12 protein-coding genes are annotated in these 13,379 nt (G+C 71.7%); 8 read left to right on the top strand and 4 right to left on the bottom strand.

Features of this window, described 5'->3' with window-relative positions:
• Positions 1-179: 179 nt before the first annotated feature.
• Genes ACIPN7_RS05295 through ACIPN7_RS05285 form a run of 3 tightly spaced genes read left to right on the top strand, consistent with a single transcriptional unit; the run spans position 180 to position 6,026 of the window.
• Entirely contained in the window at positions 180-2,669 is a 2,490-nt protein-coding gene (locus tag ACIPN7_RS05295; RefSeq protein WP_400538708.1) for a phosphoketolase, read from the top strand.
• Positions 2,670-2,703: 34 nt separating this feature from the next.
• Positions 2,704-4,809 (top strand): phosphate acetyltransferase, encoded by a 2,106-nt coding sequence (pta, locus tag ACIPN7_RS05290; protein WP_400538706.1) that lies wholly within the window; start codon positions 2,704-2,706, stop codon positions 4,807-4,809.
• Entirely contained in the window at positions 4,806-6,026 is a 1,221-nt protein-coding gene (locus tag ACIPN7_RS05285) for an acetate/propionate family kinase (RefSeq protein WP_400538704.1), read from the top strand. The genes pta and ACIPN7_RS05285 overlap by 4 nt, the downstream gene beginning before the upstream one ends.
• Here the strand turns inward: ACIPN7_RS05285 and ACIPN7_RS05280 are convergent.
• Entirely contained in the window at positions 6,023-6,550 is a 528-nt protein-coding gene (locus tag ACIPN7_RS05280; protein WP_400538702.1) for a MarR family winged helix-turn-helix transcriptional regulator, read from the bottom strand. The two genes, ACIPN7_RS05285 and ACIPN7_RS05280, sit on opposite strands and share 4 nt — an antisense overlap.
• A 64-nt stretch (positions 6,551-6,614) precedes the next feature.
• Between ACIPN7_RS05280 and ACIPN7_RS05275 the strand changes: the two genes are divergently transcribed.
• Genes ACIPN7_RS05275 through ACIPN7_RS05265 form a run of 3 tightly spaced genes read left to right on the top strand, consistent with a single transcriptional unit; the run spans position 6,615 to position 8,829 of the window.
• Positions 6,615-7,709: an LLM class flavin-dependent oxidoreductase gene (locus tag ACIPN7_RS05275; protein WP_400538700.1), complete on the top strand. Its 1,095-nt coding sequence runs from the start codon at positions 6,615-6,617 to the stop codon at positions 7,707-7,709.
• Complete coding sequence (locus ACIPN7_RS05270; protein WP_400538698.1) at positions 7,706-8,371, top strand: NADPH-dependent F420 reductase; 666 nt, start codon at positions 7,706-7,708, stop codon at positions 8,369-8,371. Before ACIPN7_RS05275 ends, ACIPN7_RS05270 begins: the two co-directional genes overlap by 4 nt.
• Positions 8,368-8,829: a GNAT family N-acetyltransferase gene (locus ACIPN7_RS05265; RefSeq protein WP_400538696.1), complete on the top strand. Its 462-nt coding sequence runs from the start codon at positions 8,368-8,370 to the stop codon at positions 8,827-8,829. Before ACIPN7_RS05270 ends, ACIPN7_RS05265 begins: the two co-directional genes overlap by 4 nt.
• 39 nt (positions 8,830-8,868) lie before the next feature.
• Here the strand turns inward: ACIPN7_RS05265 and ACIPN7_RS05260 are convergent, their stop codons facing one another.
• Positions 8,869-9,306, bottom strand: coding sequence for a hypothetical protein (locus ACIPN7_RS05260; RefSeq protein WP_400538695.1), 438 nt, complete (start codon positions 9,304-9,306; stop codon positions 8,869-8,871).
• A gap of 192 nt (positions 9,307-9,498) precedes the next feature.
• Here ACIPN7_RS05260 and ACIPN7_RS05255 point away from each other — a divergent pair, with 192 nt between their 5' ends.
• Entirely contained in the window at positions 9,499-10,410 is a 912-nt protein-coding gene (locus ACIPN7_RS05255) for a DUF4031 domain-containing protein (RefSeq protein ID WP_400538693.1), read from the top strand.
• Positions 10,411-10,447: 37 nt separating this feature from the next.
• Positions 10,448-11,071, top strand: coding sequence for a vancomycin high temperature exclusion protein (locus ACIPN7_RS05250; protein ID WP_400538691.1), 624 nt, complete (start codon positions 10,448-10,450; stop codon positions 11,069-11,071).
• Position 11,072: 1 nt separating this feature from the next.
• Here ACIPN7_RS05250 and ACIPN7_RS05245 read toward each other — a convergent pair whose 3' ends face one another.
• Both ACIPN7_RS05245 and ACIPN7_RS05240 read right to left on the bottom strand, forming a co-directional pair.
• On the bottom strand, positions 11,073-11,555 hold the full coding sequence (locus tag ACIPN7_RS05245; protein ID WP_400538689.1) for a hotdog fold domain-containing protein: 483 nt from the start codon (positions 11,553-11,555) through the stop codon (positions 11,073-11,075).
• 86 nt (positions 11,556-11,641) lie between these two features.
• Positions 11,642-13,276, bottom strand: coding sequence for a succinic semialdehyde dehydrogenase (locus ACIPN7_RS05240; RefSeq protein ID WP_400538687.1), 1,635 nt, complete (start codon positions 13,274-13,276; stop codon positions 11,642-11,644).
• Between the last annotated feature and the right edge of the window lie 103 nt (positions 13,277-13,379).

Here is a 13,379-nt window from a genome sequence, read left to right as displayed (position 1 = left end):
GTCGGCGGGTCCGCGGCACAGGTCACCCGGTCGTTCTGTCGGACGCGTCACAGATGACCGGGCCGGGCGGTCGTCTCGCGTGTACGGCGGTTGTGCGTTCGAATGAACGGGCAGCAGACCGGCACGGATCCACACGTAACCGCAGGGTTCACACGCAAACCGCAGTAGGAGCGTGAGTGATGACGACGACCACAGTCCCCGACTCCCCCGCCACCGGATGGCGCACCACCGGTGTCGCCGAGCTAGCCCCCGCCGACCTGGAGCGCATCGACGCCTGGTGGCGGGCCGCGAACTTCCTCTCGGTGGGCCAGATCTACCTCCTGGACAACCCGCTCCTGCGCGAGCCCCTGACCGCGGACCACGTCAAGCCGCGCCTGCTGGGCCACTGGGGCACCACGCCGGGGCTGAACTTCCTGTACGCACACCTGAACCGCGCCATCAAGGAGCGCGAGCAGCAGACGGTGTACGTCACGGGCCCCGGCCACGGCGGCCCGGGGCTGGTCGCCTCCGCGTACCTGGACGGCACGTACTCCGAGGTCTACAGCGACATCACGGAGGACTCGGAGGGCGTCAAGCGCCTGTTCCGGCAGTTCTCCTTCCCGGGCGGCATCCCGAGCCACGTGGCGCCCGAGACGCCGGGGTCGATCCACGAGGGCGGTGAGCTCGGCTACGCCCTGAGCCACGCCTACGGCGCGGTCTTCGACAACCCCGACCTGCTGGTCGCGGCGGTGGTGGGCGACGGCGAGGCCGAGACCGGCCCGCTGGCCACCTCCTGGCACTCGAACAAGTTCGTCAACCCGGCCCAGGACGGCGTCGTGCTGCCGATCCTGCATCTCAACGGGTACAAGATCGCCAACCCGACCGTCCTGGCGCGCATCTCGCACCACGAGCTGAACGACCTCATGGTCGGCTACGGCCACAAGCCGTACTTCTTCGACGGCGGGTACGACGAGAACGAGTCGCCGCTGGACACGCACCGCCGGTTCGCGGCGCTGCTGGACGAGGTGCTCGACGAGATCGCGGCGATCAAGGCCCGCGCCGCGGAAGGCGACCTCAGCCGCCCGATGTGGCCCATGATCGTGTTCCGCACGCCCAAGGGGTGGAGCGGTCCGGCGGAGATCGACGGCAAGAAGACGACGGGGTCGTGGCGTGCGCACCAGGTGCCGCTCGCGAACGCGCGAGACACGCAGGAGCACCTGAAGGTCCTGGAGGACTGGCTGCGGTCCTACCGGCCGGAGGAGCTGTTCGACGCCGACGGCCGCGTGCTGCCCGAGATCACCGAGCTCGCCCCGACCGGCGCGCTGCGGATGAGCGCCAACCCCCACGCGAACGGCGGGCTGCTGCTCAAGGACCTGCGCCTGCCGGACTTCCGCGACTACGCGGTGGACGTGCCCGTCCCCGGCGGGTCGACGTCGGAGGCGCCGCGCGTGCTGGGCCAGTGGCTGACCGACGTGATCCGGCTCAACCCCGACAACTTCCGGATCTTCGGGCCGGACGAGACGGCGTCGAACCGCCTGCAGGCCGTGTACGAGGTGACGGACAAGCAGTGGAACGCCGAGTACATCGGGCCCGAGGTGGACGAGCACCTGGCCCGCGCCGGTCGGGTCATGGAGATGCTGAGCGAGCACCAGGTGCAGGGCTGGCTGGAGGGCTACCTCCTGACCGGCCGGCACGGGCTGCTGACCAGCTACGAAGCGTTCATCCACATCGTCGACTCGATGTTCAACCAGCACGCCAAGTGGCTCAAGGTCACCAACCACATCCCGTGGCGGCGGCCCATCGCCTCGCTGAACTACTTGCTGTCCAGCCACGTGTGGCGGCAGGACCACAACGGGTTCAGCCACCAGGACCCCGGGTTCATCGACCACGTGGTGAACAAGAAGGCGGAGATCGTGCGGGTCTACCTCCCGCCGGACGCCAACACCCTGCTGTCCACCTACGACCACTGCCTGCGCAGCCGGCAGTACGTGAACGTCGTGGTGGCCGGCAAGCAGCCCGCGCCCAACTTCCTGGACATGCCCACCGCGATCGAGCACTGCACGCGCGGCCTCGGCATCTGGGAGTGGGCGGGCACGGAGGTGGCGGGCGAGCAGCCCGACGTCGTCCTCGGCTGTGCGGGCGACGTGCCCACGCTGGAGGTGCTCGCCGCGGCCGACATCCTGCGCCGGGAGCTGCCCGACCTCAAGGTGCGCGTGGTCAACGTCGTGGACCTCATGCGGCTGCAGGACGCCAAGGAACACCCGCATGGCCTCACCGACACCGAGTTCGACGGCCTGTTCACGGCCGGCCGGCCCGTCGTCTTCGCCTACCACGGCTACCCGTGGCTCATCCACCGCCTCACCTACCGGCGCACGGGCCACGTCAACTGGCACGTGCGCGGGTACAAGGAGGAGGGCACGACGACGACGCCGTTCGACATGGTCATGCTGAACGACCTGGACCGGTACCACCTTGTGATCGATGTCATCGACCGGGTGCCGCAGCTCGGCAGCGCCCAGGCCGGGCTGCGCCAGCGGATGCAGGACGCGCGGCTTCGTGCACGTGCATGGACCCGGGAGCACGGGGACGACCTCCCCGAGGTGCGCGACTGGGTGTGGCCCGACGCGCAGGACCAGTCCGACGCCGGTCAGGTTGACGCTACGCTCGGCACCGGTGGAGACAACGAGTAGCAGCAAATCCCACGAAGTGAACACGGAGCGACACGTGACCGGCGCAACCCGCAGCATCGTCATCGCCAGCCCGGAGGGCGAGAGCGGAAAGTCGACCGTCGCACTCGGCGTCCTCGACCTGCTGGTCCGCAAGGGCCAGCGGGTCGGGGTCTACCGGCCCGTCTCGCGCGCGACCGAGGCCGAGGACTCGAGCGGCGAGCGCGACCACGTGCTGGAGCTCCTCCTGGAGCACGACGGCGTCGACATCTCCTACGACGACGCCGTCGGCGTGAAGTACGCCGACCTGCACACCGACCCCGAGGACGCGCTGAGCCGCATCGTGTCCCGGTTCCACGACCTGGCCGCGCGCTGCGACTCGGTGGTGATCCTCGGCACCGACTACACCGACGTCGCCGGGCCTACCGAGCTCTCGTTCAACGCGCGCATCGCGGCGAACCTGGGCGCCCCGGTGCTGCTGGTCGTCTCGGGCCGCGAGCGCACCCCGGACGGCGTGCGAGCGCTGGCGGACGTGAGCCTGGCCGAGCTGGCGGCGCACCACGCCCAGGCGATCGGCCTGGTCGTGAACCGCTCGGACACCCACAGCGCGCGAGAGATCCGGACCGTGCTGGCCGAGGCCCAGCCCGACCTGCCCGTGTGGACCATCCCCGAGGAGCCGTTCCTCCAGGCCCCGACCGTCGGCCAGCTCCTGGAGGCCGTGGACGGCACGCTCGTGCTGGGCGACCCGGAGCTGCTGGGCCGCGAGGCCCTGGACGTGCAGGTGGGCGCCATGAGCTTCGAGCACCTGCTGGAGCGGCTGACCGACGGCGGCGTGGTCATCACGCCCGGCGACCGCACCGACCTGCTGATCGGGCTGCTCGCGACGCACATGACGCCGTCGTTCCCCTCCCTGGCCGGGATCATCCTGAACGGCGGGTTCTACCCGCAGGGTCGGCCGGCGCAGCTCCTGGAGGCCATGCGCCCCAAGCTGCCGATCATCACGACCGAGCTCGGCACCTACCGCACGGCCCGCGCGGCGGCGACCACCCGCGGGCGGGTCGACAAGAACTCGGTGCGCAAGGTCGAGACGGCGCGCGCCCTGTTCGAGCGCAACGTCGACTCCGCCGCGCTGGCCGCGCGCCTGGACCTGCCCCGGCCGGAGGTGGTCACGCCGCTCATGTTCGAGTACCAGCTCATCGAGCGGGCGCGCGCCGACCGACGCCACATCGTGCTCCCCGAGGGTTCCGACGACCGGATCCTGCGCGCGGCCTCCACGGTGCTGGCCCGGCAGATCGCGGACCTCACGATCCTCGGCGACGAGGAGCCGATCCGTGCCCGCGCCGCCGAGCTGGGCCTGGACATCGAGGCCGCGCGCGTCCTGTCGCCGCACGACCACGAGCACGTCGAGAAGTTCTCCGCCGAGTACGCCCGGCTGCGCGCCCACAAGGGCATGACGGTCGAGCGGGCGCGGGAGATCGTCACCGACGTCTCCTACTTCGGCACGATGATGGTGCACCTGGGGCTGGCCGACGGCATGGTCTCGGGTGCGGCCCACTCGACCGCGCACACCATCCGGCCGTCGTTCGAGATCATCAAGACCAAGCCGGGCACCTCGTCCGTGTCGTCGGTGTTCCTCATGTGCCTGGAGGACCGGGTGCTCGTGTACGGCGACTGCGCCGTCATCCCCGATCCGACGTCGGAGGAGCTCGCCGACATCGCCGTCTCCTCGGCGGCCACCGCCCGCCAGTTCGGCGTCGAGCCGCGCATCGCCATGCTGTCCTACTCCACGGGCGAGTCCGGCACGGGCGCCGACGTCGACAAGGTGCGCACGGCCACGGGCCTGGTCCGCGAGCGCACGCCCGAGCTGGACGTCGAGGGCCCCATCCAGTACGACGCCGCGGTGGACGCCTCCGTTGCGGCGTCCAAGCTCCCCGGGTCCGACGTCGCCGGGCGCGCCACCGTGTTCGTCTTCCCCGACCTGAACACGGGCAACAACACGTACAAGGCGGTGCAGCGGTCGGCGGGCGCCGTCGCCGTCGGGCCGGTGCTGCAGGGCCTGAACAAGCCGGTCAACGACCTGTCGCGCGGGGCGCTGGTGCAGGACATCGTGAACACCGTGGCGATCACGGCCATCCAGGCGCAGAGCAAGGAGACAGCTGAATGAGCACCGTCCTCGTCCTCAACTCCGGGTCCTCGTCGCTCAAGTACCAGCTCGTCGACCCCGACTCGGGCGAGGCCGTGGCGGGCGGCATCGTCGACCGGATCGGCCAGTCCTCGGGCACGGTCAAGCACGAGACGGGCGGTGAGAAGGTCGTGCGCGACCTGGCCGTGCCGGACCACGGCGAGGCGCTGCGGATCGTCGCCGGCATGTTCAACGAGGTGGGGCCGCGGCTGGCGGACGCGGACGTCGTCGCGGTCGGGCACCGGGTGGTGCACGGTGGCGACGTCTTCTCGGCCCCGGCCCTGCTCGACGACGACGCCGTCGAGGCGATCCGCGCGCTCATTCCCCTCGCGCCGCTGCACAACCCCGCGAACGTGACCGGGATCGAGGTGGCGCGCGAGCTGCTGCACGTGCCGCACGTCGCGGTGTTCGACACCGCGTTCTTCGCCTCCCTGCCGGCCGCCGCCTCGACCTACGCGCTGGACCGCAAGGTCGCCGCGGAGCACGGCGTGCGCCGGTACGGCTTCCACGGCACGTCGCACCAGTTCGTGTCGACGGCGGTGGCCGCGCACCCCGCCGTGGTCGCGAAGCTGGAGGCCGAGGGGCGCGACCCGGAGACGCTGCGGCAGGTGGTGCTGCACCTGGGCAACGGCGCGTCGGCGTCGGCGATCCTGGGCGGGCGGCCCCTGGACACCTCGATGGGCCTGACGCCGTTGGAGGGGCTCGTCATGGGCACGCGCTCCGGCGACATCGATCCGGGCGTCGTGTTCCACCTCATGCGGGGCGGGCTGTCCGGCAGCGACGTCGACACCCTGCTCAACAAGAAGTCCGGCGTGCTCGGCCTGTCCGGCGTCAGCGACATGCGCGAGCTGCGCAACCTCGTCGCCGCGGGCGACGCCGACGCGCGCCTCGCGCGCGACGTCTACCTGCACCGGCTGCGCAAGTACGTCGGCGCGTACGCGGCGGTGCTCGGCGGCATCGACGTGCTGACGTTCACCGCGGGCGTGGGCGAGAACGACCACACCGTCCGGTCGGGCGTGGTGCGGGACCTGAAGTTCCTGGGGCTCACGATCGACCCGGCGGCGAACGAGGCGGCTTCGAGCGAGGCGCGGGTCGTCTCGGCCGGAGCGGGCGCGGAGGCGCCGCTGGTCATGGTGGTGCCGACCAACGAGGAGCTGGCGATCGCCCGGCAGGCGGCCGCGCTGGTCGCGGCCGGCTAGGACGCGGGCGGCGCGGCCGTCGGCGTCCCCGACGCCGAGGCCTTCCCGTCGGAAGCGATCGGGGGAAGCCCGAGGTGCGCACGCAACGCCACGGTGGCCTCGCCCAGGACGTCGAGCTGCTCGTCGGTGAACGCGTCGAGGAAGGTCTCCTTGATCGCCTGCAGGTGCGGCACCGTGCTCGCCCGGAATGCGCGCGCCCCCTCGTCGGTGAGCACCACCTGCGACCCGCGGGCGTCCTCGGCACACGGCTCGCGCCGCACCAGGCCGCGCTTCTCCATCCGGCCCAGGTGGCCGGAGAGCCGGCTGCGCTCCCACTCGATGTGCGCGGCCAGGGCGGACGAGCGGAGCGTGTGTTCCTCCGCCTCGCTCAGCGCCAGCAGCACCCGGTAGTCGCCGTTGGAGAGCTCCGAGTCCTGGTGCAGGCGCGCCTCGAGGCGGTTGCGGAGGATGTCGTAGGTCTCGATGTACCCCCGCCAGATCGCGAGCTCACGTCGCGTAGGCATGCGGCGCTTCGACGTCGTCATCGACCCTCCTCGGTGAGTTATTGACATGTGAACTATATGGCGAGATGATTCACGTGTCAATCAAATGAGCACCCAGAAGGGGCTGGTCATGGTGGATGTCTCGCAGATCGAGTTCGGTATCGACAGCTTCGGCGACCTGCCGCGCGACGAGCACGGCGACGTCGTCTCGCACGCGGAGGCGATCCGGGCTGTCGTCGCCGAGGCGGTCCTCGCGGACCAGGTGGGCATCGACGTCATCGCGCTGGGCGAGCACCACCGGCCCGAGTACGCGATCTCGAGCCCGGAGACCGTCCTCGCCGGCATCGCGACAGCGACAAAGCGCATCAAGCTCGCGTCGGGCGTGACGGTGCTGTCGTCGGACGACCCGGTCCGGGTCTTCCAGCGCTTCGCGACCGTCGACGCACTCTCGAACGGGCGCGCCGAGGTGATCCTCGGCCGCGGCTCCTTCACCGAGTCGTTCCCGCTGTTCGGGTACGACCTGAAGGACTACGACACGCTGTTCGAGGAGAAGATCGACCTCTTCAGCCACCTCCTCGACGAGAAGCCGGTCACCTGGGAGGGCACCATGCGCGCGTCGCTGCAGGAGGCCGACGTCTTCCCGAAGACCGAGTCCGGGCGGCTCAAGACCTGGGTCGGCGTGGGCGGGACGCCGCAGTCGGTGCTTCGCACCGCCTACTACGGGTTCGGACTCATGCTCGCCATCATCGGCGGGCCGCCCGACCGGTTCGCGCAGTACGTGGAGCTCTACCGGCGGGCGCACGAGAAGCTCGGCACCACGCCGCAGCCGGTCGGGATGCACTCGCCGGGCTTCGTCGCCGCCACGGACGAGGAGGCGAAGGAGCTGTTCTACCCCGGGTACCGGGAGATCCGCGACCGGATCGGCGCGCTGCGCGGCTGGCCGCCCCTGCGCCGGGACGAGTTCGAGGCCGACGTGGAGCAGGGTTCGCTGTACGTCGGGTCGGTCGACACGGTCGCGCGCAAGATGGCGCGGGCGATCCGCGTCCTGGATGTCGGCCGGTTCGACATGATCTACTCCTCGGCCGGCGCGGTGTCCGCCGAGGCGCGGCTGCGGTCGGTCGAGCTGTACGGCACGCAGGTCATCCCGCGGGTGCGCGAGCTGCTCGCCGAGCAGCCGAGCACGGCCGGGGCGGCGCGTTGAACCCCGCGGGGACCACCATCGGGATCCTCGGGGCCGGCAAGGTGGGCACCGTCCTGGCGCGGCTCGCCGTCGCCGCCGGCTACCGCGTGCTGATCTCGGGGTCGGGCGATCCGGAGAAGATCGCGCTGACCATCGAGGTGCTCACCCCCGGAGCGACGGCGGTGTGGCCCGCCGAGGCCGCGGCCGCCGACGTCGTCGTCCTCGCGCTCCCGCTCGGCAAGCACGACGGCCTGCCGGTCGCGGAGCTGGCGAGCCGGCTCGTCGTCGACGCCATGAACCACTGGTGGGAGATCGACGGTCCGCGCGATGAGATCGTCCCGCCCGACGTCTCGTCCAGCGAGTTCGTGGCGCGGATGCTGCCCGGCGCGCGGATCGTGAAGGCCTTCAACCACATGGGTTATCACGACCTGGAAGACGGTTCCCGCCCCGCGGGCGCCGTCGAGCGCAAGGCCATCGCGCTCGCCGGGGACTCCGCCGACGACCTCGCGGCCGTCGCCTCGGTCATCGACGCTCTCGGGTTCGACCCGCTCGTGATCGGCGACCTCGCGGCGGGTGCCCGGCTCGAGCCCGGCACTCCGGCGTTCGGCGCGAACGTGGGCCTCGACGAACTGCGTACGCTGACCGGGACACCCGCGCCCACGACCGTTCTGGAGGTCTCATGAAGGACAGGACCGGCGAGTCCGTCACCGTCACACTGAACACGGGTGGGCCGATCGGGGCGTACGCCGTGCACGTCGAGGGTGGGCCCGTGGTCGGGAGGGCCGACTTCGTCGACCCGAGCGAGGACGGCGTTGACGGCGGTGTGGGTGTGGGCGACGAGGGCGGCGTCGACCACGACCGGATCTTCTTCCACACCGAGGTCGACGAGGCGTACGGCGGACGCGGCCTCGCGGGCATCCTGGTGCGCGAGGCCCTGGCCGACAGCATCCGCAGGAACATCGTGGTCGTCCCGGTGTGCCCGGTGTTCGCGGCACACCTGGAGAAGCACGGCGACGAGTACGTGGCGGACGGCGGGGCGTTCCGCCAGCCGACCAAGGACGACATCGCGCAGGTCACCCAGGCGGTGCGGGAGCACCGCGCGGCGTCGAGGCGAGCGGACCGGCCGAGCGACCAGGGGTAGCGGCGCTTCGCCGCAGGCGTCCTCGGCCGCGTCACCCAGCTACGGCTTCATCACCGACAGGCCGCCTACCGGCAGCTTCTCGACCAACCAGTGCTCACGCGCCTGCGGGATGACGATGCCCAGCTCCTGGCCGTCGGCCGTGACGGCATCCCAGATCGGGGTGCCCGGGTCGAGGAACCAGAGGTCGCCCTTGTCGCGCGGACGGGACTCCCGGCTGCGTAGCGTCAACGTCACGGCCTCGCCGGCGGGCTTGACCCACACCAGCCGACCGGACTCGTCCACACCGGCCTTGGCCTTGACCCACTTCTTCTTTCGGGCGAGCCCGGGAACGTGACCGGAGCGGGCCCAGACGACGATCTCCGCGGTGCCCGATCCGGTGCGCCTGACCGCGCGGTGCCGGAAGCTCCACTGCGCCACCAGGCCGCTGAGCACGATGCCGAGAATGATGAAGAGTGGGCCAACAGCTTCGTCAGGCACGATCGTTCCTTCACGTAGTACGGGGGGGTAGCGCCGCGAGCCATCAGCGGCCTGGAGGACCTTAAGGCGTGAGCGGGGGTCACGCCGACCAGATCGGCCGCCCGACGGGTGTTCCTCCGGAAGTTCACCCGCGGTGCCGCGCCGCCACCGCCGACGTCCGCCCCGCCCTCCCCGGAGCGCTAGCCTCACCCCGTGACCCTCTTCATCGACCCGCCGGCCTGGCCCGCGCACGGGACGCTCTTCTCCCACCTGGTCTCGGACGGGTCGCTGCAGGAGCTCCGCCTCTTCGCCCGCGCCGCCGAGATCCCCGACCGGGCGCTCGACCTCGACCACTACGACGTCCCGGCGTCGCGCTACGACGACCTCGTCGCGGCGGGTGCCGTGCCCGTCGACGGCGGCGACCTGGCCCGACGCCTGGCTGCCTCCGGACTGCGCGTCTCGGGTGCCGAGCGCAACCGCGCGAAGCGGGCCACCCTCCTGACTCGCTGGGAGGCCCTCTGGCCCGACCCGGGCCTGGCACGCAAGGCCGGCGAGGAACTCGTCGACCGCTGGCGCGAGCCACACCGGGTCTACCACACGACGTTCCACCTGGCCGCGGCCCTGGACGCGCTCGACGTCGTGGCGGCCGAGACCACCGTGTCCGAGCACGACCACCGGCGCGCCCGCCTCGCCCTCTGGTTCCACGACGCGGTGCACGACGGCGTAGCCCAGCAGGACGAGGAACGCTCCGCCGAGCTCGTGGCCGAGCTGCTCGGCCCGCTCACTGAAGCGGGCGTCACCACCGAGGACATCGACGAGACCGCACGCCTGGTCATGGTCACCGCCGACCACGCCCCGGCCGACGACGACGTCATCGGCGGCCTGGTCAGCGACGCCGACCTCGCTGTGCTGGGCGGCAGCCCCGTCGTCTATACGCGCTACACCCACCAGGTCCGCGCCGAGTACTGCGACGTGCCCGACCCGCTGTTCCGCGCCGGCCGGTCCGAGGTGCTCCGCACCCTGCTGGCGGGCGGCCCCCTGTTCCGCACCGCCCCGGGCACCGCCCGCTGGCAGGACGCCGCGCACTCCAACCTGACGGCCGAGCTGGCGTCCCTCGCGGCGTGAGCCGAGGACCGGCACCGGAGACGGTACCGTTCCCGTCGTGACTCCCCTCAAGGTCTCCGCGATCGTCGCGGGCGTGCTCGCCGTCGCCTTCACCGTCCCTGTCGTCGCAGTTCAGGCCACCGGGAACGCCCGCGTGCGCAACGACGCGAGCGAGATCGAGAAGGCCGACGCCGTCATCGTGCTCGGGGCCGGGCTCCGCAGCGACGGCACGCCGTCGACCTACCTGCGCCGCCGGGTCGAGGGCGGCGCCGAGCTGTACCGCGCGGGCGTCGCGCCCACGGTGATCCTGAGCGGCGACGCGCACGACAACCCCGACGGCACCCGCTACGACGAGCCCGCCTCGATGCGTGCCTGGCTCCTCGACAACGACCTCGGCGTCCCCGACGACGCGATCGTGCTGGACCGCGAGGGCTTCAACACCACGGCCACCTGCCGCCGCGCGCACGACCTGTACGGGGTACGCACCGCCGTCGTCGTCACGCAGGACTACCACCTGCGCCGCACGCTCTACTCCTGCGTGGAGGCCGGGCTGGACGCCGTGGGTGTCGGCGTGAGCGCCACGAGCGTCCAGCCGGTGCAGTGGGCCTGGTGGCACGTCCGCGAGCTGCCGGCGAGCTGGAAGGCGGCGGTCCGCTCGCTGGGCCGACGCCGCCTCCGCTGACTCACTTCTTCTTCGGGGTGACCCACAGGTGGATCGTGCCCTCGACCACCACGGTCCCGTCCGCGAGCACGCCGCGCACGCGCACGGGCAGGTCCTTGTCGTCGCCGTCCCACTGCGCCTGGTCGGTCTCGGCCACGCAGGTCACGTCACCGGTCGACTTGGCGAGGTAGGACACCTCCATGCCCTTGGGCAGCCACCGCTTGTCGTCGGGCACGGTGGCCTCCGCGAGGGAGCCCATGGCCATCTCCAGCCCGTTGCAGACGGCGATCGCGTGCACGGTGCCGATGTGGTTGCGGTTGCGCCACCGGTTGGGGACGACCACCTCGCCGTAGTTCGGCCGCATGTCGACCACGCGCGGGGCGATGGTGCCGAAGTACGGGGCCTTGAGGCTGTAGGCCACGCTGAAGATCCGCTTCCCGAGCAGCCCGCCGATCACCGGCAGCGAGTTGGCGGACTTCCAGAAGGCGTGGAGCTGCGTCGTCATGCGGGTGAGCGTACTCGCCCCGGTGACGACCGTTCACTCCTTCGACGACCAGTTCGGTCGCCGCCCCCGACGGCCAACACGATCGCTCAGGACATGCGCAGCTTGCGCATGACCCCCAGCGCCGTGGTGAGCACCCGGCTCGGGGTGTCCCCGCCCAGGCCGTAGAGGTTGTCGAACGTGGCGCCGATGCGGGCGCCACGCGACGTCACCACGGTCTGCTGCCGGGTCAGGCCGGCGATCGACGCCGCCCCGTGCCGCCCGCCGAGCCCCGAGGCCTTCCAGCCGCCGAGCGGCGCGGAGACCGAGCCCCAGGTCATCGTGTAGCCGTCGTTGATCGCGACCGACCCGGTCTCGATCCGCGCGGCCACCCGGCGCGCCCGGCCCACGTCCCTGGACCAGACCGCGGCGTGCAGTCCGTACTCGGTGTCGTTGATGACGGTGACGGCGTCCTCGTCGCAGTCGACCCGCGTGATCGTGACGACCGGCCCGAACGTCTCCTCGCGGGACACCACGGCTTGCGCCGGCACATCGTCGAGCACGGTGGGCGCGTAGAAGTAAGGGCCGACGTCGGCGCGGTGCACCCCGCCGGCGAGCACCCGGGCGCCCCGGGCCAGCGCGTCGTCCACGTGCGCCGTCACCTTGTCGAGCTGCGCCGCGGAGGTGAGCGAGCCGATGTCGGCGGAGTAGTCGAGGGCCGGGCTGAGCCGCAGGTTCCGGACCGCGCGCACGAACTTCGCGACGAACTCGTCGGCGATCGCCTCGTGCACCACCAGACGTTCGACGGACACGCACAGCTGGCCCGCGTTCGAGAAGCAGGCCCGAACGATGCCGGGCACCACCGCGTCGACGTCGACGTCCTCCGCCACGTAGAGCGCGTTCTTACCGCCGAGCTCCAGTGTGGCCCCGATCAGCCGCTCGCCGGCCCGCGCCGCGACCTTGCGCCCCGTGGCGGTGGACCCGGTGAACGCGACGTGGTCGACGTGCTCGACGAGCGCCTCGCCCACGTCGGGGCCGCCGGCGACCACCTGGAACAGGCCCGCCGGCAGGCCGGCGTCGTCCAGGGCCTCGGCCGCCCACAGGGCGGTGAGCGTGGTCTGCGGGTCCGGCTTGAGCACCACGGCGTTGCCGGCCAGGAGCGCGGGGAGCGCCTCCGAGAGCGCGAGCACCAGCGGGTAGTTCCAGGGCGCGATGGCGCCCACGACGCCGACCGGCCGGCGGTGCACCTGCACGCCTGTGAGCAGCGGGACCATGCCCCCGGACCGGCGGGACGCGAGGTAGCGCTCGCCGCGCACGGCGTAGTGCCGGGCCACCTGCGCGATGTCCGCGATCTCCTCGAAGGCGGCGCGGCGCGACTTGCCGGTCTCGAGCTGGATCAGGTCGAGCGCCTCGGACTGTCTCTCCAGGACGATGCGGCCGAGCCGCTGGAGCACCCCGGCACGATCGCGCACCGAGAGGCGCGCCCAGCCGCGCTGCGCCACCCGGGCGCGGACGACGGAAGCGGCCACGTCGTCGGCGGAGGAGATCGGAAAGGTCACGAGGGGAGCACCCGTGAACGGGCACATCGAGCGGTGCGTGCCGGAAGCCTCGGACGTCGCGATCCGCGCCACGAGCGGCGCCATCACGCCGGGCTCGAGGACGAAGGTTCCCTGCGGGTGCTCGGGGTCGAGCACCCCGCCGACGGCACCACTCGCGGCTGCGTCGGCTGCTGTGTCGTCGATCATGGCGGCCACCCTACGCGCAAAACCCTGCACCACGTATTGATAGATGTGTGAAACTGACTTTCATAGCGGTTGCTCGCAACGGCCGCGATCTCGCCTCGATCCG

This window comes from Promicromonospora sp. NPDC090134 (genome assembly GCF_044746965.1).
Lineage (GTDB): Bacteria > Actinomycetota > Actinomycetes > Actinomycetales > Cellulomonadaceae > Promicromonospora.
This window is presented reverse-complemented; position numbering and strand designations above follow the sequence as displayed.

Excerpts from the sequence above, each read along its gene's own strand:
- ACIPN7_RS05295 (WP_400538708.1), top strand. The coding sequence starts at position 180 with ATGACGACGACCACAGTCCCCGACTCCCCCGCCACCGGATGGCGCACC.
- ACIPN7_RS05285 (WP_400538704.1), top strand. The coding sequence starts at position 4,806 with ATGAGCACCGTCCTCGTCCTCAACTCCGGGTCCTCGTCGCTCAAGTAC.
- ACIPN7_RS05280 (WP_400538702.1), bottom strand. The coding sequence starts at position 6,550 with ATGACGACGTCGAAGCGCCGCATGCCTACGCGACGTGAGCTCGCGATC.
- ACIPN7_RS05275 (WP_400538700.1), top strand. The coding sequence starts at position 6,615 with ATGAGCACCCAGAAGGGGCTGGTCATGGTGGATGTCTCGCAGATCGAG.
- ACIPN7_RS05265 (WP_400538696.1), top strand. The coding sequence starts at position 8,368 with ATGAAGGACAGGACCGGCGAGTCCGTCACCGTCACACTGAACACGGGT.
- ACIPN7_RS05245 (WP_400538689.1), bottom strand. The coding sequence starts at position 11,555 with ATGACGACGCAGCTCCACGCCTTCTGGAAGTCCGCCAACTCGCTGCCG.
- ACIPN7_RS05240 (WP_400538687.1), bottom strand. The coding sequence starts at position 13,276 with ATGATCGACGACACAGCAGCCGACGCAGCCGCGAGTGGTGCCGTCGGC.